General features: G+C 60.6%; 19 protein-coding genes. 4 read left to right on the plus strand and 15 right to left on the minus strand.

What is annotated here, in order from left to right:
• Positions 1-143: 143 nt before the first annotated feature.
• From U5A52_RS35845 to U5A52_RS35855, 3 genes are read left to right on the plus strand one after another with little or no spacing between them, the layout of a single operon-like run.
• Positions 144-1,022: an NmrA family NAD(P)-binding protein gene (locus U5A52_RS35845; RefSeq protein WP_321938736.1), complete on the plus strand. Its 879-nt coding sequence runs from the start codon at positions 144-146 to the stop codon at positions 1,020-1,022.
• A gap of 52 nt (positions 1,023-1,074) precedes the next feature.
• A complete protein-coding gene (locus U5A52_RS35850; RefSeq protein ID WP_321938738.1) occupies positions 1,075-1,812 on the plus strand; it encodes an SDR family NAD(P)-dependent oxidoreductase in 738 nt (245 codons plus the stop codon).
• Between the two features lie 39 nt (positions 1,813-1,851).
• Positions 1,852-2,397: a carbonic anhydrase gene (locus tag U5A52_RS35855; protein ID WP_321938740.1), complete on the plus strand. Its 546-nt coding sequence runs from the start codon at positions 1,852-1,854 to the stop codon at positions 2,395-2,397.
• 14 nt (positions 2,398-2,411) lie between these two features.
• Here the strand turns inward: U5A52_RS35855 and U5A52_RS35860 are convergent, their stop codons facing one another.
• From U5A52_RS35860 to U5A52_RS35900, 9 genes are all read right to left on the minus strand, one after another.
• The gene (locus U5A52_RS35860; RefSeq protein WP_415774106.1) at positions 2,412-3,773 is read right to left on the minus strand and encodes a c-type cytochrome; all 1,362 of its coding nucleotides are present in this window, start codon (positions 3,771-3,773) and stop codon (positions 2,412-2,414) included.
• 17 nt (positions 3,774-3,790) lie between these two features.
• A complete protein-coding gene (locus U5A52_RS35865; RefSeq protein WP_415774104.1) occupies positions 3,791-5,563 on the minus strand; it encodes a GMC family oxidoreductase in 1,773 nt (590 codons plus the stop codon).
• A gap of 9 nt (positions 5,564-5,572) precedes the next feature.
• Positions 5,573-6,310 (minus strand): gluconate 2-dehydrogenase subunit 3 family protein, encoded by a 738-nt coding sequence (locus U5A52_RS35870; RefSeq protein WP_321938744.1) that lies wholly within the window; start codon positions 6,308-6,310, stop codon positions 5,573-5,575.
• A gap of 73 nt (positions 6,311-6,383) precedes the next feature.
• Positions 6,384-7,832 (minus strand): NAD-dependent succinate-semialdehyde dehydrogenase, encoded by a 1,449-nt coding sequence (locus U5A52_RS35875; RefSeq protein WP_321938746.1) that lies wholly within the window; start codon positions 7,830-7,832, stop codon positions 6,384-6,386.
• Between the two features lie 64 nt (positions 7,833-7,896).
• Entirely contained in the window at positions 7,897-9,090 is a 1,194-nt protein-coding gene (locus U5A52_RS35880) for a YncE family protein (RefSeq protein ID WP_321938747.1), read from the minus strand.
• 44 nt (positions 9,091-9,134) lie between these two features.
• Positions 9,135-10,451: a VOC family protein gene (locus U5A52_RS35885; protein ID WP_415774105.1), complete on the minus strand. Its 1,317-nt coding sequence runs from the start codon at positions 10,449-10,451 to the stop codon at positions 9,135-9,137.
• A gap of 172 nt (positions 10,452-10,623) precedes the next feature.
• Positions 10,624-11,862, minus strand: a complete 1,239-nt coding sequence (locus tag U5A52_RS35890) for an MFS transporter (RefSeq protein WP_321938751.1) — start codon at positions 11,860-11,862, stop codon at positions 10,624-10,626.
• A 36-nt stretch (positions 11,863-11,898) separates the two neighbouring features.
• Positions 11,899-13,443 (minus strand): acetolactate synthase large subunit, encoded by a 1,545-nt coding sequence (locus U5A52_RS35895; RefSeq protein ID WP_321938753.1) that lies wholly within the window; start codon positions 13,441-13,443, stop codon positions 11,899-11,901.
• Between the two features lie 77 nt (positions 13,444-13,520).
• A complete protein-coding gene (locus U5A52_RS35900; RefSeq protein WP_321938755.1) occupies positions 13,521-15,077 on the minus strand; it encodes an altronate dehydratase family protein in 1,557 nt (518 codons plus the stop codon).
• 126 nt (positions 15,078-15,203) lie between these two features.
• Between U5A52_RS35900 and U5A52_RS35905 the strand changes: the two genes are divergently transcribed.
• Entirely contained in the window at positions 15,204-16,115 is a 912-nt protein-coding gene (locus tag U5A52_RS35905; RefSeq protein ID WP_321938756.1) for a LysR family transcriptional regulator, read from the plus strand.
• A gap of 297 nt (positions 16,116-16,412) precedes the next feature.
• Here U5A52_RS35905 and U5A52_RS35910 read toward each other — a convergent pair whose 3' ends face one another.
• From U5A52_RS35910 to U5A52_RS35935, 6 genes are all read right to left on the minus strand, one after another.
• Complete coding sequence (locus U5A52_RS35910) at positions 16,413-17,087, minus strand: DsbA family oxidoreductase (RefSeq protein WP_321938757.1); 675 nt, start codon at positions 17,085-17,087, stop codon at positions 16,413-16,415.
• The gene (gene adk / locus U5A52_RS35915; protein ID WP_321938758.1) at positions 17,084-17,800 is read right to left on the minus strand and encodes an adenylate kinase; all 717 of its coding nucleotides are present in this window, start codon (positions 17,798-17,800) and stop codon (positions 17,084-17,086) included. The genes U5A52_RS35910 and adk overlap by 4 nt, the downstream gene beginning before the upstream one ends.
• A gap of 152 nt (positions 17,801-17,952) precedes the next feature.
• A complete protein-coding gene (locus U5A52_RS35920; RefSeq protein WP_321938760.1) occupies positions 17,953-18,507 on the minus strand; it encodes an OsmC family protein in 555 nt (184 codons plus the stop codon).
• Positions 18,508-18,576: 69 nt separating this feature from the next.
• The gene (locus U5A52_RS35925) at positions 18,577-20,250 is read right to left on the minus strand and encodes a long-chain-fatty-acid--CoA ligase (RefSeq protein WP_321938762.1); all 1,674 of its coding nucleotides are present in this window, start codon (positions 20,248-20,250) and stop codon (positions 18,577-18,579) included.
• A 172-nt stretch (positions 20,251-20,422) separates the two neighbouring features.
• Positions 20,423-21,244, minus strand: a complete 822-nt coding sequence (locus tag U5A52_RS35930) for an enoyl-CoA hydratase/isomerase family protein (RefSeq protein WP_321938764.1) — start codon at positions 21,242-21,244, stop codon at positions 20,423-20,425.
• A 27-nt stretch (positions 21,245-21,271) separates the two neighbouring features.
• Positions 21,272-22,267 carry an MDR family oxidoreductase gene (locus U5A52_RS35935; RefSeq protein ID WP_321938766.1) on the minus strand — a complete coding sequence of 332 codons (996 nt, stop codon included), beginning with the start codon at positions 22,265-22,267 and terminating at the stop codon, positions 21,272-21,274.
• Positions 22,268-22,279 lie beyond the last annotated feature (12 nt).

Here is a 22,279-nt window from a genome sequence, read left to right on the forward strand (position 1 = left end):
ATCTATGCTGTCTCAGCATAAATGTTAGACGAAATCAGTGGCTACCGGGTCAGAGGCAGCAGTTCCATCATTCACCTCAACGCAGCGACCACGACACGTGTCGTGCGCGTTCCAGCCAATGTGACTTCTCAGGAGCTACTGTCATGTCGAAGAAAGTGTTGATTACGGGCGCCACCGGTGACACCGGCGGCGCAGCCGTTCGCGAAGCGATTGCCCTCGGCCTGCATGTCCGCGCGATGGTGCGCAAGATTGACGAACCTTCCGATGCGCTAACGGCTCAAGGTGCCGAAGTGGTAGTCGGTGACATGTTTGATGTCAACTCAATCCGTGCTGCACTCGAAGGCGTCGACGCTGCCTACTTTGTCTACCCTGTTGCGCCGGGCCTTCTCCACGCCACCGTCAACTTCGCACAGGCGGCAAAGGAAGCGGGCACGAAGGCGGTCATCAACCTCTCGCAGCGGTCAGCAAATCGTCATTCGACCAGCGACTCGTGCCGTGATACGTTTATTTCGGAAGCAGTATTCAACTGGTCGGGCGTGCCTGTCATTCATCTGCGCCCTACCTACTTCCTCGACTGGCTGCTGTATCCGTTCCAACTCCCGTATCTCCAGCACGGCATCCTGCGTATTCCAGCCGGCAAGGGTCGCCATTCACCCATCGCAGTCGCAGACCAGGGCCGCGCGATTGCAGCGCTGCTGAAGAACCCGGAAGACCACATTGGTACGACGATTGACCTCTCGGGTCCGGCCGAAATGGACCACGAGCAGATGGCCGCAGAACTGAGCAAAGCGCTCGGTCGCAAGATTGTGTTTCAAGACCTGCCGATTGACGAGTACACGGCGTCGCTCACCGAGATGGGCGTACCTGAGTACGTCGTCAAGCACTTCGCAGGCGCAATGCTCGACTATCAGAACGGCCATATGTCCGGCGCTGACAACAACGTCGAGAAGCTGACTGGCCACCGCTCCATGACAGTTGCTGAGTTCGCCACGCTCCACGCGGACAGACTCAACGCTCATTAATAGCCAAGGTTCCGGCTTTCGAGCCGGTCCCACCGAGAAAAGGAGAATCATCATGAACATCACAGGCTCGATTGCTCTTGTCACCGGCGCCAATGGCGGCTTGGGACGGACCTTTGCCGCGGACCTGCTGGACCGCGGCGCAGCCAAGGTATACGTGGCAGCACGCGACACCGCTTCGCTTCACGAACTTCTCAAAGATGGCGACAAGCGCCTCGTACCGCTGCGCCTCGACGTAACCGATCCGGACCAGGTCGCCGCTGCAGCCAACGTCGCTCGTGACGTGACATTGCTCATCAACAACGCTGGCTATTCCGCTTTCGAAGGCTCGATTGCGGCACCTGATATGGAGGCTGCGCGACGCGAAATGGAAGTGAATTACTTCGGCACGCTTTCGATGACGCGTGCCTTCGCTCCAATCCTCGCGGCATCGGGCGGCGGCGCAGTGCTCAACATGCTCTCCATGCTTGCGCTCGTGAGCTTGCCGAAGGCGGCGACATATTCCGCGTCCAAAGCGGCGACGCTTTCGCTGACCCGAAGTATCCGCGCTGAACTCGGCGCGCATGGCACACAGGTAGTTGGTGTGATTGCCGTGCAGACCGATACGCCTATGGGTGCAAACATGCCTGAGCCGCGTATGACGCCGGGGGAACTGGCTACGGACGCGCTGGATGCGGTGCAAGCGGGCACGAACGACGAGGTCGTGGCGGGAGGCCAATCGCGCGTGCTTTACGAACGGTACACCGCGGACCCGAAGGCATTGCAGGCAATGATGTCGACGCGATTGCCTTAATGCCTGGATTCTTCACATTTCATATCCAAGGAAGACGTCATGGACTACATCGACACGCTGATGCATCGTAACGTTGAGTTCGCGGGGGATGGCTTCAACCCAGGCCTACGGATGATGCCGACAAGCAAGTCGCTCATCATTGGATGCGTAGACCCGCGCGTAGACCCCATGGATATTTTCAAGCTCGCGCCCGGGGAAGCCGCGATTTTGCGTAACGTCGGCGGCCGGGTGAATCCGTCCGTAGTTGAAACGCTCCGGATTCTGCGCACGGTCACCCTTGCGGCGGGCGGCAACATCGGGCCCGACTCGAACCTCATCGTCCTGCACCATACCGACTGCGGCATCAAACGGTGCTACTGTCATGAGCCCAGGCTCCTGGCAGAACATATGGGCGTTACGGCGGCCGAACTCGACACCCTGGAAATTAACGACCCATACAAAGCTGTGGCACTGGACGTGGCGGCGCTCAGGGCGAACGCCGATGTCCCAGGAGGTTACGCAGTCTCGGGGCTCGTGTACGACGTTGCAACCGGAAAAATTGAAATCGTTGTCCCGTCTTCTCGCCTGCGGCCTGACGAAGGCTGAGCCAGCCGCCGTCGTTAGTTTTGTGGGAGGACGGGCTGTCCGGGCAATCCCAACGACTCTCGCACCTTGCGAACCTGTCCTGCCGACACAAGTGCTGCATGATTTCCCCAGCTCGAACGCACGAACGTCAGCACATCTGCAATGTCCCGATCGGTCAGACGTCCGGCGAAGCCTGGCATCGAATAGTGCGTTGGGGCGGCGTTTGTCCAGGGCATCTGGGCACCGTCAAGCACGATATGGATCAGCGAGGTAGGATCGTCCGCATTGACAGCTGATGAAAGCGCGAGCTTCGGGAACGTGCTGTCGTAGCCGCTGCCACTGGTGCGATGACAGGCGGCACAATTGTCGATGAACGTCAGCTCACCGTTGCCATGAACGGTCCCTGCACGCAGTGCGTTGCCTGCGGCGTTATTGCCCTGCAGCGCGGGGGTCGACGCATCTTTCGGTGCAAGCGTTTTGAGGTACGCGGCGATCGCCTTGAGGTCCGCATCGCTCATGTGCTGGGTACTGTCCTCGACGACTTCCGCCATGCCACCAAAGGCCGCTGAATGTGAAGTGCGGCCGCTCTTCAGGAACCCGACAATATCGGATTCAGTCCACTTGCCAATCCCATCCTTCTGGTCTTCCCGCAAATTGTTCGCGACATACCCATCGATGACACTCCCGGACAGGAAGGTCCTGCCATCATCGGTGAGCGCCAACTCCTGGAAGCCAACCCCGCGTGGCGTATGACATGCGCCACAGTGCGCGAGACCCTCAACCAGATATCGACCTCGCGTGACCGGATCCGCTGAGACCGACGACTCGTTCACCTCAGCCTCCGGTGAAAATGCCATGCGCCAGAAACGCAGCGGCCAGCGCAATGACAGTGGCCACGCGATATCTTCAGTCGTGTTCGGTTGCGAGACGGGCGTCACCCCGTGCATGAAGTAAGCGTACAAAGCCCCCACATCCGACGGCCGCATTTTGGAGTAGGACACATACGGCATCGCAGGATACAGGCTCGAACCGTCCTTTCTGATCCCGCGACGTATGGCGTTGTCGAAGTCCGCGTAACTGTAGTCACCGATACCGGTGCGCCGGTCCGGCGTAATATTCGTCGAATAGATCTGCCCGATCGGTGAGTCCAGACCGAGCCCCCCGGCGAATGGCCTGCCTCCTTTTGCTGTGTGACATGCAATGCAGTCTCCCGCCGTCGCAAGATACCTGCCCTTTGCGATCATTGCGGGGGCGGCATTGTCCGTGGCACCGGTTTGTGCCAGCGCAACGATCGCCTCGCCAGGCTGCGTGGCAGCCTGAATCCGGCCGCACGCGGCCATCGCCGTCACAACGAAAATGGCTGCTGACGAGAACACGATCGACATGTGCGTCTTCATGGTCTTCACGCTGCGCCTCAAGCCTGAACCAGCGGAGCGCCGGGATTTTTCAGATACTGCTCACGGATCGCCTTCGACGTTTGAAACGCCAGAGCGGCCACGATTCCCGTGGGGTTATAGCCCATGTTCTGGGGAAACGCCGACGCGCCCATCACGAACACGTTCGGCACATCCCAACTTTGCAGATACCGGTTGACCACGCTCGTCTCTGGCGACGTGCCCATCACCGCGCCGCCGGTCGTATGTGTCGTCTGATAGACTCGGGTGTCATAGTGCTGACCTTTCCTGCGAATCGCGCGGAAATACTTTTCCGGATTCATCGCCTTCGCGACTTCCTCCATTCGGTCACCCATGTAGCCAATCATTGCGTATTCGTTGTCGTGCCAGTCAAACGTCATCCGCAACAGCGGCAAGCCATAACGGTCGCGATACGTGGGGTCGAGGTCGAGATACGCGTCGCGGTAGGGCATTACTGAACCGGAAATGCCGATCGTCATGAAGCGCTGATAGGCATCCACCACACCAGCCTTCCAGCCGCGACCCCAGGTCGGGGTGCCGGGAACAGTCGGCGTCTGCTTGATCGGACGGCCCCCATAGCGGATATGCCGAATGCTCGCACCGCCCACAAAGCCCAGCGGCCCGTGGTCGAACTGGTCGCCGTTCAGATCGTCGATGCCCACACCCCCAGCTCCCGTTCCGACAAAAGGATTGAGCTGCGTGCCCCTGGGCAGCAGTACGTTGATGCTGCCATTCATCTGATAGGCGTAGTTGCGCCCGACCGTCCCCAGACCCGTGTGGGGATCGTACGGCGTGCCGATGCCCGACAGCAAAAGCAGACGCACGTTGTGCATCTGGAACGCCGCGACGATCACCATGTCGGCCGGCTGCTCGATCTCCCGACCCTGAGCGTCGATATACGTCACTCCGGTTGCAGACTTCCTGTCGGGTGAGAGCAGAATCCTGGTCACGTAGGACTGCGTGCGAAGTTCGAAGTTGGGCTTCTTCAGCAGGACCGGCAGGATTGTCGTCTGTGGCGACGCCTTCGAATACATGTAGCAGCCGAAGTCTTCGCAAAATCCGCAGAAGTTACACGGACCAAGCCGCACGCCGTACGGATTCGTATACGGCTGCGATGTGTTCGCCGCCGGTGCGGGATACGGATGAAATCCGACGTCACGTGCTGCCTTCTCGAAGAGCTGCGCGCCCAGACCATTCTTCAGCGGTGGAGTCGGAAATTCGCTCGTGCGTCTTCCCTCAAGCGGATTGCCGCCCGGCTGGATCCGGCCGTTGAGGTTACCAGCCTTGCCCGACGTGCCAAATACCTTCTCCGCGAAATCGAAGAACGGCTCCATCTCATCGTACGTCACGCCAAAATCCTGAACCTGCATCCCTTCAGGAAAGAACCTGCTGCCGTACCGCTCTTCGTAGCGTGTCCGCAACTGCAATTCTTCTGGCAGCATGCGGTAGTGCATGCCGTTCCAGTGAAACCCTGCGCCCCCCACACCGTTGCCAAGATAAAAAGAACCCTGCTGCCGGTAAGGCACAGCAAGATCGTTCACACCATGACGGATGGTCACTGTCTCGCCGGACAGATCCTGGAACAGATGCCCGCGCACCGCATACTTCAGTTCGTCGGCGACCTTCGGATATTCCGCATCGGTCGGCGTGTCACGCATCGCGCCGCGTTCGAGTGCAACGACATTCAACCCGGCATCAGTCAGCTCCTGGCCCAGAATGGCACCAGTCCAGCCGAATCCGACAATCACGCAATCGACTTTTTCCTTTCGCATTGGTATTCCTCACCCCCGCCTGCCATCGATCGACACCGGGCCATACGGATAATGTGCGCCGGGCTGATCAATCCAGTCTGCGAAGTCCGCCCGCGCGCCTGGAAAGCCCACCATCTTCCAGCCGACCATGCCCTTGTTGCCGCCGTAGATCGGATCTGCAAAGAAGCCTTCTTTCGTATTGCCGAGCAGGCAGGAAAAGAAGGTACGCGCCGGCAGCGAGTCGAAGTGAACCGTATTCGCCTCGATGGCGTGGAACACGGCCTCCTGGCTGGCGTGATCGAGTTGCGCGAAAATCCTGCCTCCGTACTGCTTTCTGCAATAAGCGTCGCAGTCGCGGATACCGTTACGGTAGATGTCGCGCGGTGTCAGGCTCATCTGGTAGCCCATCTCGGGAGCCTGGTCTGGATGGAACGGTCCCTGCATGTACCAGAGCTTGCCGTGTCCATAGGGCGTTTCCATCTGACGGTCAATGTATTCCGGCACGCCCGCCTTCAACGCTCCAGCGCCGAGCTCGTCTTCGGGTACAAGACGGTCGACGGCCGCCCGGATGAAGGTCCACTCATCCGAAGTGAAAAAGGTCGGATAGTACATGGCGCCGCTGTCTGCTGGACCGGTCGCTGTCGCCGGACCTTCCGGGCTCGTACGGCTGCTGCAGGCCGATTGGGTCAGTGTAACGGCGGTGGAAACGGGAACTACAGCGATCACCTGCTGCAGAAAGCGACGGCGACGCTCCTGATGTGCTGTCATCTGTGTCTCACGTAGAGGCTGCAAATTCCGAGGCAAGCGCCTGGCCAATCAGACATGAGCTCTCACATGCTGGTCACTCTATGGCCGATACAGAGACGGTCTTCACAGCGAGATAGGGCTCGAGCGCTTCCGGGCCACCTTCCGAGCCATAACCCGAATCGCGCACTCCACCGAACGGCAGTTCGGGCCAGGCCGTTGCCGCCTGATTGATCCACAACATGCCCGCATGCATCCGATGGCTCAAGACGTGGACGTTCCTGACCGAGCGCGTAAACGCATAGCTGGCGAGTCCGAAGGGCAGACGGTTTGCCTCGTTGATCGCATCCTCGAGATTCGTGAAGCCCCGTATAGCCGCGATCGGACCGAACGGCTCGTTGTTGAATACGTCCGCGTCGAGAGGGACGTCCGTCAGCACGGTTGCCGCGAAGAAGTTGCCTGTGGAACCGACGCGTTCTCCGCCCGTCGCGACGGTCGCACCGCACTCACGAGCATTACGCACGATGTCGCGCATGGCCTGCAGCCTCCGCTCATTGGCGAGCGGCCCAAGTTGCGTGCCCTCTTCAAGACCATGCCCAACCTTCAACGCCCGCGCATGGCTCACCAGGGCATTTGCGAAGGCGTCACGAATGCTGTCGTGCACGAGAAACCGCGTGGGCGAGATGCAGACCTGCCCGGCGTTGCGGAACTTGGCTGCACACATCACTCTCGCCGCAAGGTCAACGTCCGCGTCGTCAGCCACGATGACCGGGGCATGTCCACCGAGTTCCATCGTGACCCGTTTCATGTGCTGGCCGGCTAACGCGGCGAGCTGCTTGCCAACGACAGTGGAACCCGTGAACGTCACCTTGCGGATGGCGGGATGTGCAATCAGATAGCTAGAGACCTCGGCTGGATCACCAAACACGAGGCCCAGTACGCCGGCCGGCACGCCCGCGTCTGCAAACGCCTTGATGAGTGCAGCTGGCGCCGCCGGCGTTTCCTCCGGCGCCTTCACCAGAAACGAACAACCAGTGGTAAGTGCGGCAGACAGCTTGCGTACGATCTGGTTGATCGGAAAATTCCACGGTGTAAACGCAGCGACAGGGCCCACCGGCTCCTTCAGGACCAGTTGCTGTGCCCACATGGTGCGGGGAGGCACTACGCGGCCGTAGACGCGGCGCCCTTCGTCGGCGAACCATTCAATGATATCCGCCGCAGACAGCACCTCAATGCGCGCTTCCGTGATCGGCTTGCCCTGCTCGAGGGTCAGCAGGCGGGCGATTGACTCCAGGCGGTCTCTGAGCAGCGACGCAGCGCGACGCATTGTTGCCGCCCGTTCGAACGCGGGGGTATTCTTCCAGCGCTCGAAGCCCGACTGCGCAGCGACGATCGCCCGCTCGAGATCTGCGTGGCGCGCGCGCGCCACAGTGCCGATCACTTCGCCAGTGGCTGGATTCGTCACTTCGATGGTCGAGCGGTCCAACGACGGACACCATTCGCCGTCGATAAAGAGTTGCGTATCGGTATAGTGTGAAGATGTCATGATTGGCAATGGGAGGTTGGAATAGTCGGCCCGCGCCGTTTGCGCCCTGGCGTTACCATACGCATCAAGGCCATGCCGTTACCAATGCTGACGGGCCTGTGGGCGTCGGCATCTTCGCCATCACGTTGAGCTGGCTGCCGTTCCATCCGTAGACCCAGATCAGGTTCTTGCTGTTTTCCTGAACATATACCCGGGATCCGTCGCGAGAGAACGCGAGCCCTTCGAGGTAGGCGCCTGACTGGGCCTGGGCCACGAGCGACAGATGGCCATGGTTCACGGCGAACATCGAGAGATAGCCATACGTGTGGTAGAACGGTGTAGTCGAGCCCTTGCTCGATCCGTTTTCCGAGCCCACGGCAAGGAAGCGCCCGTCGGGCGAGAATTTCATCGGCTCTGGTCCGCTCGGCACCGAGGCGGTGTCGACGGTCCGGTACGGCGCGCTGGTCAGATCGATCAGGCTTACCGTATCCACGTCACCGGCGCCGCGCCCCATGTTCGAGACTGCGGCGAGAGTGCGGTCCGAATTGACGTCGATCGTGAGCGGCGCGAGACCGGTGGTGATCGAGCGCTTGTCTTCGACGACCTTGTCGCCGTCGATATGCAGCACCGCCACGCGGTTCTGGTTCTGCACCGTCACCAGCACGGTCCGGCTGTCCTTGAGGAACACCGCACCGTTGGTGCCGCTGTCCTTGCCGATATCGATCGTGTAGAACGGTGTCAGCGTGTGGCCGTCAACCCTGAAGAACGACACCGACCCGCCGTTGCGGTTCGGGATCACAGCGTACCGGCCATCCGGCGACAGACGCACGGTAGTTGCGCCTGCGCCCGCGGGCAGGCGCTGCGTGATCGTCGCCTTTGCACCGGTGGGTTCGCCGCCCAGGCTGAAGACCGCCACCTCGTCGTTCGGCACGATCTTCTTCGGTGTGTCGTTGCCGATCTTCGACGAGGCGGTGACGATCCCCCACGACTCATCGGGCGAAACCCATACGCTCATCGGCGGACCGATCACACTACCCGGCATGTCGGTCGTGCTGAGCACGCGATAGCCGTTATTCGCGACGTCCACGACCGTCAGCGTGTCGGGTCTGGGCGACGCGGAGGGCAGCAGTTGACCGTCCTTGAGTTCTGTATGTCCATCGTTGCTCGACACGAGCAGGTCGGCACGACAGGTCTGACTCGCCAGCGCACCGAGTGCGGCACAGATGAACACTCCGACGCTCATTGCGCGTCGCCCTTGCCATTGCGTACTTCCGATCATGATGTCGTCTCCTTTTGTTATGGCTTTCTGCGCCGCGGCCGAAGTCAGGACGCGACCTTCGTCTCAAAGGCGCTGCGCACCTGTTCCAGCGACTCGCGTGACGCCCGTTCGTACAGTTCCATCTCGTCGAGCACCGGCGCACCCAGAGACGCCTCGAACGCATCCCGCGCACTGTTGCCTTTGCCATGCGTGCGGCCCGACTCGCCCAGGTTCGACTGGAAAATGCCGGCCGCGCTCACCGGCAGGAAGTCTTCATAAGTGACAGGCTGCGCCACGACGATGCCCGACTCGATCAGGCGTTCGAGGTCGAAACCGGCGCCGGCGTCCGCCATGTCTGTCAGGCGCGCGGCATCCTTCACCTCATAGCGGAAAAAGGCGAGACCCTGTTCGCGCAGCGCACCCAGGTCGTCGGGAAACGACGCGAACGCCTGCGCAAGGCGCACTTCGTAGCGCTCGTCGCTGCGCGCGTTCACCTGTGCGAGCAGCGTGTCATACAGCTCGCGTCCCTCACGGGTCAGCGCCATACCACGTTGCTCGATCTCGCCGAAGCGGGCCGTGTGCGTGCCATCCTCATGGCCGGCGCCATTCGGGAACAGGATCGCTTCCTCCAGCGCCTTGAAACTCGTCTGCCGCAACAGAATGGGATGACGTCGCGAAGGAGGCCCTTCGATCAGATCTTTCGCACCGATCCCGCGGCGTGGCATCTCCACCTGTGCAGCGTCGATGTCGAGTGTTCTCGGCGTGAGGTGGTTGATATGCGGTCCCTTGAAACACACCACGTCGGCAATCAGACGATGAGCATCGTGAAACTCGCGGTAAGTGTCTGCGTCCACCGTGGCTTCACGATGCCAGCGGAACGTCTCCCGTACTTCCCCGACGAACTCGTCGGCTTCTTCGCTGGTCAGGCCGCCGTTCGACTCGAACTCACGCACGAGCTCCAGCGCCCGCGCCGAGAAGATCTCTCGTCCGGCGAGAATCGTTCTGGCACGCTCGCGCAGTGCTTCGTCTTCGATCAGTTCAAGGCGCAGCAGCGAGGTGAATACCCGGAACGGATTGCGCAGCAGCGACTCGTCTGCGACGGGCCGGAATGCGGTCGAATGAACCGGCACGCCGGCCGATGAGAGATCGTAGTAACCGACAGGCAACATGCCCATCACCGCGAAGATCCGGCGGATGTCAGCGAGCTCGCTCGCCTTGCCAAGACGGATCGCGCCGTGACGCTCCACCTGCAGACGGTTGCGCTCAGGTGCGCTGACCTGCATGCCATGACCGGCATCAGCCATCGTGCGTTCGTTGATGTGCGCGACGAGCTCCAGCAACGTACTGTATTGAGGGACCTCGAGACGGTACATCTCGGACATCGCTTTCGAAAAGCGGCTTCTGATTTCGTCGCTATCGATGAACTGGCTTGCACACATGGCTATCCCATGAAAAGAGCGAAAAGAGGATGCCGTCCCCACCGCAGCGGGGAGACAGAGATCACTTTGAGAAAGGAAACAGATTCCCTACGTCTCGACGCCACGACGTACGGATCTAGTAAGTCTTACCCCGGATCAACAGAGCGGGAACCAGCCCGCAGGCGAGGAACGCCACTGCCATCAGCATGAAGCCGGCGTCGATGTGCCCCGCTGCACTGAGGTAGCCGATAGTCACGGGTGCCAGCACGCCGCCCAGCCGCCCGATGTTGTAGGCGGTGCCGCTTGCCGAGCCGCGCACGTCGGTCGGGAAGCTCTCGCTCATGAAGGTTGCGGTCACACCGTAAGGCATCCCGTAGAAGAAGCCGAAGATCGTCATCAGGTAGAGAATGTTGTCGGGCGTCTTGTAGAGGACGACGATCGGAATGAATACCGCAGTCAAAGCACTCGCGAGGAAGAACATCAGGCGTCGACCGATGCGGTCGGCCAGCCAGCCCGCCGCAATCTTCGCGAAGGTCGACGCGATAAAGGTTGCAATCAGGAAACCGGCAATCGACGAGAACGAGATGTGCATCTGCGACTGCAGGTAGGCCGGTATCCAGTTGACCACACCGTAATATGCGAACTGAAGCAGGGTCGCACCGATCGTCCAGACGATGAAGCGCTGGCGTTGCTCGGGGTTGTCGAAGATGCTCCGCAGGATCGAGGGTTGCTTGCCTGCACCACTGCGCGCCTCGGCCTCACGCTTGCGCTTCGCTTCGAGGTACGCGTCCGAATCGCGGATGAACGCGTGCATGAAGATCGCGAGCACCACCGGGACGGCTGACGTGAAGAAGAGATAGCGCCAGCCGTAGTGCGGCAGGATCGCACCCGCCAGCACCGAAGCCACCACATAGCCCACTGTCCAGCCCGATTGCAGCGTGCCGAGCACCGTCGTTCTGTGTTTGACCGGCGCGTACTCGAAGACGAGCGTGTTCGCGCCGACGTACACCGCACCGATACCGAGCGAGCCGATAAAGCGAATCAGCAGAAACTGCCAGTAGTCCTGTGTGAATCCAAGACAGGACGTACCCAGTGAGAAGATCACGGTCGCCACGACCAGCGAGCGCACCCGGCCGTAACGGTCGCAGGCCCAGCCGCCGACGATACCGCCCACCAGCATCGCAGCGAGCGAAGCACTCCCGAACGAGCCCGCCTGCACGTCGGTCAGGCCGAAGTCGTGCTTCAGGCTGGTGAGGCTGAGCGCCAGATAGAGAAAGTCGATGCCATCCGCCAGCAGCAGCAGATAGGCGAAGACCAGCACGGGAATCCAGCGGGTCTCTCTTTCGGTCAACGTCTTGCTATGAACGGCTTCCATGATCTTCCTTGTCTCCATTGTTGTGGTTTGTCTGTCCTAGACGATCAGCTCGATCAGGAAAGGCTTCCTTTCCCTGAAGCTTGCCGTCATCAGATCCGCCAGCGTTTCCATGTCGTGCGCGCGAGCGGCTTCGACGCCCAGGCCGTTCGCCAGCGCAACCCAGTCGAGATCGGGGTCCGCGAGACTCAGCATGTTCATTGCGGTCTCGCCCGGCACAGCGCCGACGTTCTTGTACTCGTTGATGAGAATGTTGTATTTGCGGTTGCTGATGACGATGGTCGTCACGGGCAGCCGCTCGCGCGCCTGGGTCCACAATGCCTGCAGCGAATACATACCCGCACCGTCGGCCTGGATGGACACCACGCGCTGTTCGCCGCCGGCCCCGATCGCCGCACCCGTGGCAATCGGCAGTCCGTCGCCGATCGCGCCGCCCACCAGGTGCAGCCATTCGTGAGCCGGCGCCGCGTTCGAAAACGCGTAGAAGCCGCGGCCGTACGACACGCTTTCATCCGAGATGATGGTGTGCTCAGGAATCACCGCTGCGATGGTCTGGGCGAGCTTCTCGGGCGACGGCGAACCGCTGGCGACCTGCGCTCGCTCGCCATGAGAAGGCAACTTCACGGGCGGGGCGTCGAGTGCGTCGGCGAGCCGCGACAGGCCTTCCAGCGCATTCTGGTCCGGCTGCGTCAGGACCAGCAACGCAGCGTCCGGTCGATACTGGATGGACGGCTTGTCCGGATACGCGAAGAACGCGACCGGCGGATTCGCGTTGACGAGGATGATGTTTTCATAGGCGCCGAGTACCTCGACCGCACGGTCCGTCGCGTACGGCACGCGCTCCAGTGCCAGGGCGCCTTCGCCGCGCTGCACGCGCGGCGCGGTGTAGTCGAGCATGATATGCGCGCCGGTCGCGCTCGCAATCCGCGCGGCCAGCGCCTGGCCTTCGCGCAGCGCGCCCTTGCCCGACAGCAGGATCAGCGTTTTGCCGCCGTTGTCCTCCAATGCCCTTGCAGCAGCGTCGATCGCTGCGGCGGCGACATGCGGCGGCTGCGGAACCGGCACGGCCGCGGCGACTTCGCCACCTTCGTTCCATGAGGTGTCCGACGGCACGATCAGCGTCGCGATCTGACCCGGCGTCGTGAGCGCGGCCGCGACCGCGTGCGCCGCGTCGCCGCCGAGCTTATCGCTGTCGCTGCTGGAGCGGACCCACTGCGAGACGGTCTCGGCCATCGCAACGGTCTTCGCTGTCAGTGGTGCGTCGTACTGCCGGTGGTAGGTTGCCTGGTCACCGACAATGTTCACGACACCGCTGCGGGCGCGATACGCGTTATGCAGATTCGCCATGCCGTTGGCGAGGCCCGGTCCGCAATGCAGCAACGTGCAGGCAACCTTGCCGGAGACGCGGTAGTAACCGTCCGCCATGCCGGTAACGACGTTTTCCTGAAGACCGAGCACGCACCGCATGCCGGGACTTTGATCCAGCGCGGCAACGAAATGCATCTCGCTCGTGCCGGGATTAGCAAAGCAGGTATCTACGCCGGACTTCAACAGCGTCTCGACGAGACTCTTGGCTCCATTCATGGCAAATCCTGAAAATGGTGAGGGCTATCTTTTGACGGATGCGTACGTCCGTATGCGAAGGTTCGGAACGCAGGCGCTCAGATGCACGCGCCCTGAATCCACGGCGCGAATTCGGACTTGCCGAAATCCATCTGTTCGCTCTTGCTCTTTTCTCCCGAGGCGACGTGCAGTAACAGATCGAAGATCCGTTGCCCGCATTGCTCGAGCGTCTCCGTTCCGTCCACGATTGTGCCGCAGTTGATGTCCATGTCGTCCTGCATGTGGCGGAACATCTTCGTGTTGGTCGCGAGCTTGATCGACGGGGCCGGCTTCGCGCCGAAGACACTGCCCCGCCCTGTCGTGAATGCGACGAGGTTGGCTCCGCTCGCGATCTGCCCCGTCACCTGGACCGGATCGAATCCAGGTGCGTCCATGAAGACGAAGCCTTTCTGCGTCACCGGTTGTGCGTACTCGATAACCTCGCGCAGATTGGTGCTGCCGGACTTCGTCATCGCGCCCAGCGATTTTTCCAGAATCGTCGTGATGCCGCCGGCCTTGTTCCCCGGCGTCGGATTCGCGTTCAGCGAAACGTTCTCGCGTTCGGCGTATTGCGTCCACCAGGCCATCCGTTCGACGAGCTTCCTGCCAATCGCTTCGTCTTCGGCGCGGCGCGTGAGGAGATGCTCCGCGCCGTACGTCTCCGGCGTCTCCGACAGGATGACCGTGCCGCCATGGCGCACGAGCAGATCGCTCGCCGCGCCGAGGGCAGGATTAGCGGTGATGCCCGAGTAGCCGTCGGAGCCGCCACAGATGAGGGCGACCGACAGAGCAGACGCGGGCACCGGCTCACGCTTCACCTGATTGGCGAGCGGCAGGCATTCCCTGATCCTTCCGACGATGTGTTCGATCGCCTTCTGGCTGCCGCCGATCGACTGGATGCTTAGCGACACGACGCGGTCCTGCAATCCAGTCCTGTCGAGGAAGGTCGAAACCTGGTTCACCTCGCAGCCGAGGCCCACGACGATGACACGAAAGAAGTTCGGATGGGTCGCATAGCCCGCCATCACGCGACGCAGGATCTGCAGTGGCTCGCCGGAACTCATCCCGCAACCGGTCTTGTGCGTCAAGGCGACCACGCCGTCGACGTTCGGGAACGCGGCGAGCGGATCTTCCCCCGTCAACGGGTTTTTCTCGAAGAAGCGCGCAGCCACCTCGGCCACGTGCGCGCTGCAGTTCACCGTCGACAGGATGCCGATGTAATTGCGCGTGGCGATGCGCCCGTCGTCGCGTACGATGCCGTTGAAAGTCGCAGCGGGAGAGATGAAGTGTGTCGGCTTCCTGTCGATGCAGAAGGCGTAGTCCTTGTCGACTTCGCCGATGCTCAGGTTATGCTCGTGCACATGATCGCCTGGCACGATCGGGCGCGACGCGTAGCCGATGACCTGACCGTACTTGCGCACCGGTTCGCCTTCCTGCAACGACCGGATCGCGATCTTGTGCGCAGCAGGAATGTCCTGGCGGGCGGAAAAGTCCGGCGTAAGGCGCTCGCCCTCGCGCAGTGCGCGTCTGCAGATGGCCACGCTATCGTCCGGGTGCAGCTGGATCAATGCGTCGCTCGTGGTGGCCCGCTCGTCGCCGATGCTGATGGTCGACATGACGTCTCCTGGTATCGTGGGTCGGGAACTCGTACACTGGAGTTCGACTTGTTGTTGAGCAGTCTAGGGGCTCGGCACATGAGCGTCCAATTCCCTGTTGATATCCGGTGATATAAAATCTGGAATATGATCCAGCTCATTCACCTGCGTTGCTTCACCATGGTTGCGGCGGAGCTCCACTTCGGGCGCGCCGCTCTGCGGCTCAACATGACGCAACCGCCGCTTACGCGGAATATCCAGCTGCTCGAACGCGAACTCGGTGTATCGCTGTTCGAACGCGACCGTCGCTCGGTCAAGCTCACGGCAAGCGGCAAGGCGTTTCTGCCCGAAGCGGAGGACATCCTGCGGCGCGTGCAACATGCGCAGCTCACGGCGCGACGCGCACGGGGTGGCGAAACGGGCAGCGTCACGCTGGGCTTTCTGGCGGTGGCCGCCTTCAGCGTGCTGCCGAAGGTCGTATCGGTCGTACGGGAGGAGTTCCCCGGCATCGAGCTGGAATTGAAGGAGATGACCACGCTCGACCAGATCGACGCGATCAACGCCGGGCGGCTAGATCTTTGCCTGATCCGGCCGCTCACGATGAGTCCGCCGGGGCTCGAGAGCGTGTGCCTGCTGCGCGAGCGTTTCGTGCTGGCGATGCCGTCGGATCATCCGTTGACACAGGAAAGGCGCCTCACGCTTCGCAGCGTCGACGGCGAAGCGCTGGTCATGTACTCGCCGTCCGATGGCCGCTATTCGTATGAGCTGCTGGCCGGCCTGTTCCGTGCAGCGTCGGTGACGCCGCGTTACGTGCAGTACGTCGCGAATACACACACCATGCTTTCGCTCGTCAGTGGGGGAACCGGCATTGCCCTCGTGCCGGAATCCGCCAGGCGGCTGAAGTTCGAGAACGTGGTGTTTCGCGCGCTGCCGATAGAGCCGCCGGTGCATGCGGAACTGTTTCTGGTGTGGCGAAGCAGCAACCCCAACAAGGCGTCGGAGTTGCTGCAGAAGAAGCTGATCGAGGAGCTGCTGGGCTCATCGGTGGACAAGGGTTAGCCCACTTCGCGTGCGGCGAATCTGCGGTGGTCCGCCGTCATCCCTCCAATTGTGGACCGGATAAGAAAAATAATCCCGCCCCAAACTGGAACGATGCCCACGGAGTACGCCCCGGCGGCCTTTCAATTGTGGGCAATTGTGATTCACTGGATTGCCATGCGACGCATCACCACCGGTGCTAGTCGACTGCTGCGCCGGATTTGATGATAACTGGCTTCCACATCGAGTGTGCATCGCTGCCACCCCATGCGGAACAGCGTCGTTCCAGTGGTGACGTCGCCTTGATAGCTCACCCTATCAGCTACAGCCATCCAGACCGCACGATTGCCCCTGCACCTGCCCTTGTGCATCGACACTCACAGCGCTTTCCCGCAACGCTCTTTCAAAGATCCGCGTGGGTTGAGCGCCCGATATATATGTCTTCGCATTAAAGACGAAGAGAGGCACCCCGCTTGCGATGGCGTTTGCTTCCATCTCGTCCTGTTTGATTTGAGCCAACACCGATTTGCCCTCAAAGTCGACCTCACCTGGTCTTATGCCAGCATCAGCGCCAAGTTGTAAAAGCACTGCACGGTCGAAAATATCTTTGCCGTCTGTTGTGCCAGCCTGGAAAAGCATCTCAGCAATGCTTGCCCTCGCCTCTCTGGAAGCTGCGGACTTCACGAGTGCATGGGCATCTACCGTGTCTCCAAACCGCATTGAGTCAAATCGATACCTGAGCCCCTCCAGTTCAGCCTGGTCTGACACGGCACCCATCATTTCGGCTGCCTGTTTGACTGAGCCGAATTTACGCGCCAGCGCCGTCGCGAAGTCAGTTGGCATCATCCCCTTGGCCAGGCGATACGCCTTCAACTCGACGACTACTTCAACCTCCGTCTCGACTGCCCTTATCGCCTGTTCGAGTCGCCGTTTTGCTATCCAGCACCACGGGCAGACAAAATCTGACCACACGACCACTTCAACCCGCCTCATGAGCCCCTCCGGGTAAACGTTCCGGTATCCAGCGCCTCAACATCGACTCGCGCAATCGAATCGACGATGCGCGCGTGCACTTCATCGACTCCGCCAAGCCCCAAGATCCTGTGATAGAACGGTGTCCCAAGCTGATGAGAAGCGTCTGTCGAACATCGCCTTTTTGAGTAGAAATCGATAAGCGGACGGGTCTGGCTGGAATACACAGAAAGCCGGCGACGAACCGTCTCTTCGTCATCGTCATCACGTATCGTGAGCGGCTCGCCCGTGACGTCGTCAAGCATCTCTCGCTTGGGCGGGTTGTACTTCACATGGTAACTTCGGCCAGAGGCCAAATGCACCCTACGACCTACCATGCGCTCTACGATGTAGTCGAACGGCACGTCAAGCTCGATGACGTGGTCGATGTGGACGTTGGCGCTCCTGAGCGCATCGGCCTGAGCGACAGTGCGTGGAAATCCGTCGAACAAATATCCGTTCATGCAGTCAGGTTCGCGAAGGCGGTCCTCGACAAGTCCAATCATGAGCGCGTCGGGAACGAGTTCGCCGGCATCCATGAACCGCTTGGCCGCAACCCCAAGCGGTGTCTGTGCGCGAACGGCGGCGCGCAGCATGTCCCCGGTCGATACTTGGGGAATCCAGAACTTCGTTCTCAGCAATTGAGCCTGCGTTCCTTTTCCGGCGCCCGGTGCGCCGAGAAGAATCACTCGCATATATTTCTCCGTCTCGGGGACACCTGGCCGCCCCCAAAAACCAACCTGCAGCGGTCACGCGGGCCCAGAAGTGCTGCGTAACCCTATGAGAGGACGGCACACGCTGTTGTTGCCTGGAACACGAAGTGCCGCCCTGCACGTGGTATCGTTGGCTACCTGAGATGCGTCACGACGTCCACGGGGTTCGCAAGCGTGTCACGAATCGGCGAGTGCTCCTGCAACCTCACGACAAGGCGCTCGAGGTCGGCTTTGGGGGTACCGGGGCTGTCGAGAGCGACGTCGACGCGAATCTGCTTGGCGCCAGGTCGAACGGACTTGTCGATGCCGAGAAAGCCGCTCAGATCCACATCGAACTCAAGCTCAACGTCGATGTTCTTCAACGCGATACCCTCCTGCGACGCCAAGGCGGCGAGGGTCACCGCGTAGCAGCCCGCGAGTCCCTTCATTATGTATTCCGCCGGACTGACCGCGGAATCTGTCCCGAGAAGCGACATTGGCTCGTCGCTTTGCAGCGTGAACTTTCCGCGGCGGCTCTCATCCTTGTTGCCAGCCTGAGAGATGGGCCCCGTCGTGGAAACCAGGCGCAGATCGCCTGCAGACTTGCCTTCCAGCGAGAATGTTACGTGCCCGAGGCTTCGGTCTTGTCGGACCGCGTCAATCGTCTCGGAAAGTGCTTTGGCGTCAAGGAACGGGTGTACATTGGACATTAGATGCCTCCAGGTAAAGTCAAAATTGCCGCCGCACGGCAGCGGGAAAAGAGTGAAGCTTGACAGCTGTCACGACGTTGATGTTGACGTTGCGGAACTGGTCACAACATTCGGCTTAGCGGTCGATACCCAGCTAAGGTTTGATTCGGCAAGCTGACGCATGCATTTCTTGTCAGCCTTGCCAACAGCCGTGCGGGGAAGCACGTCGACGAACGCCCACTTGTCGGGTATCCACCATTTCGCGACCCTCGTCATCAGGTACTCCTGAAGGTCAGCTGGACCGATAACCTTATCCTTCGCGACAACGACGATTGCCGCTGGACGCTCTTGCCATCGATCATCCGGCACCGCGATGACGGCGACATCCAGGACTGCGGGGTGGCTACGAATGGCATCCTCAAGTGCTAAAGACGGAATCCATTCCCCGCCCGACTTGATTGCATCCTTCATGCGGTCCGAGAGGTGGATAAATCCGTCCGGATCTACGGTGCCAAGGTCGCCTGTTCGCAGCCATCCGTCCTGAAGATGGCTCTCGTCGTCGGTGCCCAGATATGAGCACGTGACCCACGCACCCCGAATCTGTATTTCGCCAACCGCCACGCCATTGTTCGGCAGCTCTGTACCGTCGAGGTCGGCAACGCGAACCTCCAGCCCGCACACCACACGCCCCTGAGCTGAAGAGCAGCGCTGGAGGTCGTCAACGTCGGTAGCCCATGCCGGCGTTTGCGCGATTGCAGACATGGATGAGGTTTCCGTCATGCCCCATGCTTGAACCATGCGGATACCAAGTGCCCGGTAATCGTCAGACAACCGGCTCGGGACCTGCGCGCCACCACAGCTGATGGTCCTCAATCGTCCCAAATCGATGAGGCCTCGCTCACGCATCGTCGAAAGCACGTCTGACCAAATGGTAGGGACACCAGCGGCCACTGTCGGTGACTCAGATTCAATGAGATTAATGAGGGCCGACGGCTGCAACGCTGTCCCAGGCAAAATAAGGTCACATCCGGCCATCAATGCTGCGAATGGAAGTCCCCAGCCATTCACGTGATAAAGCGGGACCGCCGGTAGCAAACGGTCAGTGCTGCTGAGCCCCACGGAATTTGTAGTGCAGAGACTCATCGCCTGAAGCCAGATGGACCGATGGCTGTATGCGACGCCTTTCGGCAGACCTGTTGTCCCGCCCGTGAAGCAGATAATGGCCGCGTTGTCTTCATCGATGTCTGGCCAGTCTACTCGTGGCTGCCCCTCTACGAGAAGCTCCTCGTAATCGATGACCTCGCATCCCGATTTTGGAGACTCGCCAGGCGTCCTGGAGCCTACGGTAACCAGAAGTTTCAGATTGTCCAGTTCGTCGGCGAACGACCAGAACTTCTCGAGATTCTGGCTATCAACGATGAACACTTCATCCTTGGCGCACTTGGCCATGTACGCCAACTGGTCGGAGTGCAATCTCGTGTTGAGGGTGTGAAGGAGGCGTCCACTCGCGGGGACGCCGAGATACGCCTCCAGATGCTCGCGCGAAGCGCCGGCCAGCGTGCCGACAACCGTATCCGTGGGGAACCCACGTCGTTCGAGCGCGTCAGCGAGCCGGCCGGCGCGGAGCGCCGTATCGGCAAAGGTCTGCTCGATTCGTTGTCCAGAAGAAGATACGGATACCAGCCGTGAGCGACCGTTGACGCGGTATGCATGACGCATCAACAACGGAAGGCCGAGCTGATTTGCCTGCATGGTGCTTTTCATCATTGTCTCCAATGATTCGGATACCAAATTAATAAAATCTGACGCCGAACTGTTCTTGTTTAATGGCAATGCAATCGCGCTGCTCCGCGGAACAGCCGGAGCATAGTCGTGCGACGCGCAACAATCGATGGCGGCGCCCTACCGGTGATAGCGACACCGCCGTGGCTTCGAATCAAAGCTTGCCGTATCGAGAATCACGCCAATCGAGTGCCTTGCGAAGGCCCTCGTCCTTGACTCGCTGCGCAAAACCGGCCTTTTCGGGAGAATATGCTGCATTCAGCGTAGCAGCGACGTCCAGATTTGCATTCACCGCCTGTCGCAATCCCATCGCCTCGTAGGCTCGGGTCAGGGCAATCTTCGTCAGCTTGAGCGTGATATTCGGCGTAACGGCAATCTTCTTTGCAAGCTTTTCCACGGTCTCAAGCAGTTCGTCCGGCGAAACGACACGATTAATCATGCCGATTCGCTCCGCTTCGGCGGCCTGGATGACGTCGCCCGTCAGGAGCAGCTCGTTGGTCTTTTTCTGACCAATAAGGAAAGGCATAAGGATGGTGACCGGGCCCGAACCGAAACGGATTTCAGGCTCACCAAATTGGGAGCGGTCAGTCGCAATGACCATATCGCAAGCCATCGCCAGCTCACACGCTCCAGCCAGGCACCATCCGTCAACTGCCGCGATTGTCGGCTTGTGCGAGGCCCATACCGACATCGAGAGGTCTACGTTGCGCGTGAGGGCGTTGTGCCAGTCTTCCGGCCGCTCGATGCCTGCAGCGACTTCCTCGGCAATGTCATAGCCGACCGAAAATGCCTTCCCTGCGCCCTTGATGACGATGACGCGAACTGCATCGTCGTCGTTGAGCTTCTGTACCCATTGACGCATCGTGATGACGACCGTTGAGGACAGGGCGTTGAGCTTGTCCGGACGGTTAATGGTCAACCAGGCGATACCGTCTTGCACATCGCACAGTACAACATTGCTGGAATCTTCTTGCATTTCAAGTCTCCGGTTATGTAGTCGTTCTCAGTTCACGTCAACGAGGACGCGGCCGCGCAGCTGGCCTGCAAGCATGGCTTCGGCCGCAGCGCCGACTTCTTCGAGTCGGACCGTCTGCGCTGTGATGCCATCGAGGAGGTCGCCGGGCAGGTCGATAACAATTCGGTTCCACGCCATGACGCGGTCCTTCGACGGGAGCATGACCGAGTCCACGCCCAGGAGCTTCACGCCACGAAGGATGAACGGCATGACGGTCGTCGGCAAATCCGCGCCACCTGCAAGCCCACACGCCGCCACCACTCCGTTGTAGTTCATCTCGGCGAGCACACGTGCCAGGACCTTCGAGCCCACCGTATCGATTGCGGCAGCCCATTTCTGGCCTTCGAGCGGACGAGGCGGGTCGGCCCATTCCGGACCATCCACAAACTCCTGTGCTCCAAGCGCCTTCACGTACTCATGCTTATCAGTGCTGCCGGTGAGAGCGGAGACACTGTAGCCCAGCTTGCTCAGGATAGCGACCGCGACGCTGCCAACGCCGCCGGCCGCGCCGGTGACAAGAACCGGACCACTCTGCGGAGTGACGCCAGCGTCTTCGAGCGCGTTCACGCACAGCATGCCCGTGAAGCCGGCCGTGCCAATCATCATGGCCTGACGCGTTGTAAGGCCCTTCGGCAGCGGCACCAGCCACTCGCCGCGAACCCGCTGGTACTGGCTGTAGCCACCCCAGTATTTTTCGCCGACGCTCCAGCCTGTCAGGACGACCTTTTGACCCGCCTTCAGTTTTGGATTCGACGTCTCGACCACCTCCCCCGCGAAGTCGATACCCGGAACAAGGGGCCACGACTTCACAATCTTGCCCTTCCCCGTAACAGCCAGGGCGTCCTTGTAGTTGAGGGTCGAATATTCAATCTTGACTAGCGTGTCTTCACCCGGCAGCGCATCGAACGTGAGGCTCTCGATGGCAGCCTTGGTCTTCTTGTCCTCTTCGCGAAGCACCATTGCGTTAAAAGTCTGTTCAGACATAAGTTGTTCTCC

The sequence above is a fragment of the Paraburkholderia sp. J8-2 genome (assembly GCF_905220195.1).
GTDB lineage: Bacteria > Pseudomonadota > Gammaproteobacteria > Burkholderiales > Burkholderiaceae > Paraburkholderia.

Coding starts and splice junctions, on each gene's coding strand:
- U5A52_RS35845 (WP_321938736.1), top strand. CDS start 144: ATGTCGAAGAAAGTGTTGATTACGGGCGCCACCGGTGACACCGGCGGC.
- adk (WP_321938758.1), bottom strand. CDS start 17,800: ATGCGAGTGATTCTTCTCGGCGCACCGGGCGCCGGAAAAGGAACGCAG.
- U5A52_RS35905 (WP_321938756.1), top strand. CDS start 15,204: ATGATCCAGCTCATTCACCTGCGTTGCTTCACCATGGTTGCGGCGGAG.
- U5A52_RS35890 (WP_321938751.1), bottom strand. CDS start 11,862: ATGGAAGCCGTTCATAGCAAGACGTTGACCGAAAGAGAGACCCGCTGG.
- U5A52_RS35885 (WP_415774105.1), bottom strand. CDS start 10,451: ATGTCCGAGATGTACCGTCTCGAGGTCCCTCAATACAGTACGTTGCTG.
- U5A52_RS35865 (WP_415774104.1), bottom strand. CDS start 5,563: ATGCGAAAGGAAAAAGTCGATTGCGTGATTGTCGGATTCGGCTGGACT.
- U5A52_RS35870 (WP_321938744.1), bottom strand. CDS start 6,310: ATGACAGCACATCAGGAGCGTCGCCGTCGCTTTCTGCAGCAGGTGATC.
- U5A52_RS35855 (WP_321938740.1), top strand. CDS start 1,852: ATGGACTACATCGACACGCTGATGCATCGTAACGTTGAGTTCGCGGGG.
- U5A52_RS35880 (WP_321938747.1), bottom strand. CDS start 9,090: ATGATCGGAAGTACGCAATGGCAAGGGCGACGCGCAATGAGCGTCGGA.
- U5A52_RS35875 (WP_321938746.1), bottom strand. CDS start 7,832: ATGACATCTTCACACTATACCGATACGCAACTCTTTATCGACGGCGAA.
- U5A52_RS35900 (WP_321938755.1), bottom strand. CDS start 15,077: ATGTCGACCATCAGCATCGGCGACGAGCGGGCCACCACGAGCGACGCA.
- U5A52_RS35920 (WP_321938760.1), bottom strand. CDS start 18,507: ATGTCCAATGTACACCCGTTCCTTGACGCCAAAGCACTTTCCGAGACG.
- U5A52_RS35930 (WP_321938764.1), bottom strand. CDS start 21,244: ATGCAAGAAGATTCCAGCAATGTTGTACTGTGCGATGTGCAAGACGGT.
- U5A52_RS35935 (WP_321938766.1), bottom strand. CDS start 22,267: ATGTCTGAACAGACTTTTAACGCAATGGTGCTTCGCGAAGAGGACAAG.
- U5A52_RS35910 (WP_321938757.1), bottom strand. CDS start 17,087: ATGAGGCGGGTTGAAGTGGTCGTGTGGTCAGATTTTGTCTGCCCGTGG.
- U5A52_RS35895 (WP_321938753.1), bottom strand. CDS start 13,443: ATGAATGGAGCCAAGAGTCTCGTCGAGACGCTGTTGAAGTCCGGCGTA.
- U5A52_RS35925 (WP_321938762.1), bottom strand. CDS start 20,250: ATGAAAAGCACCATGCAGGCAAATCAGCTCGGCCTTCCGTTGTTGATG.
- U5A52_RS35860 (WP_415774106.1), bottom strand. CDS start 3,773: ATGAAGACGCACATGTCGATCGTGTTCTCGTCAGCAGCCATTTTCGTT.
- U5A52_RS35850 (WP_321938738.1), top strand. CDS start 1,075: ATGAACATCACAGGCTCGATTGCTCTTGTCACCGGCGCCAATGGCGGC.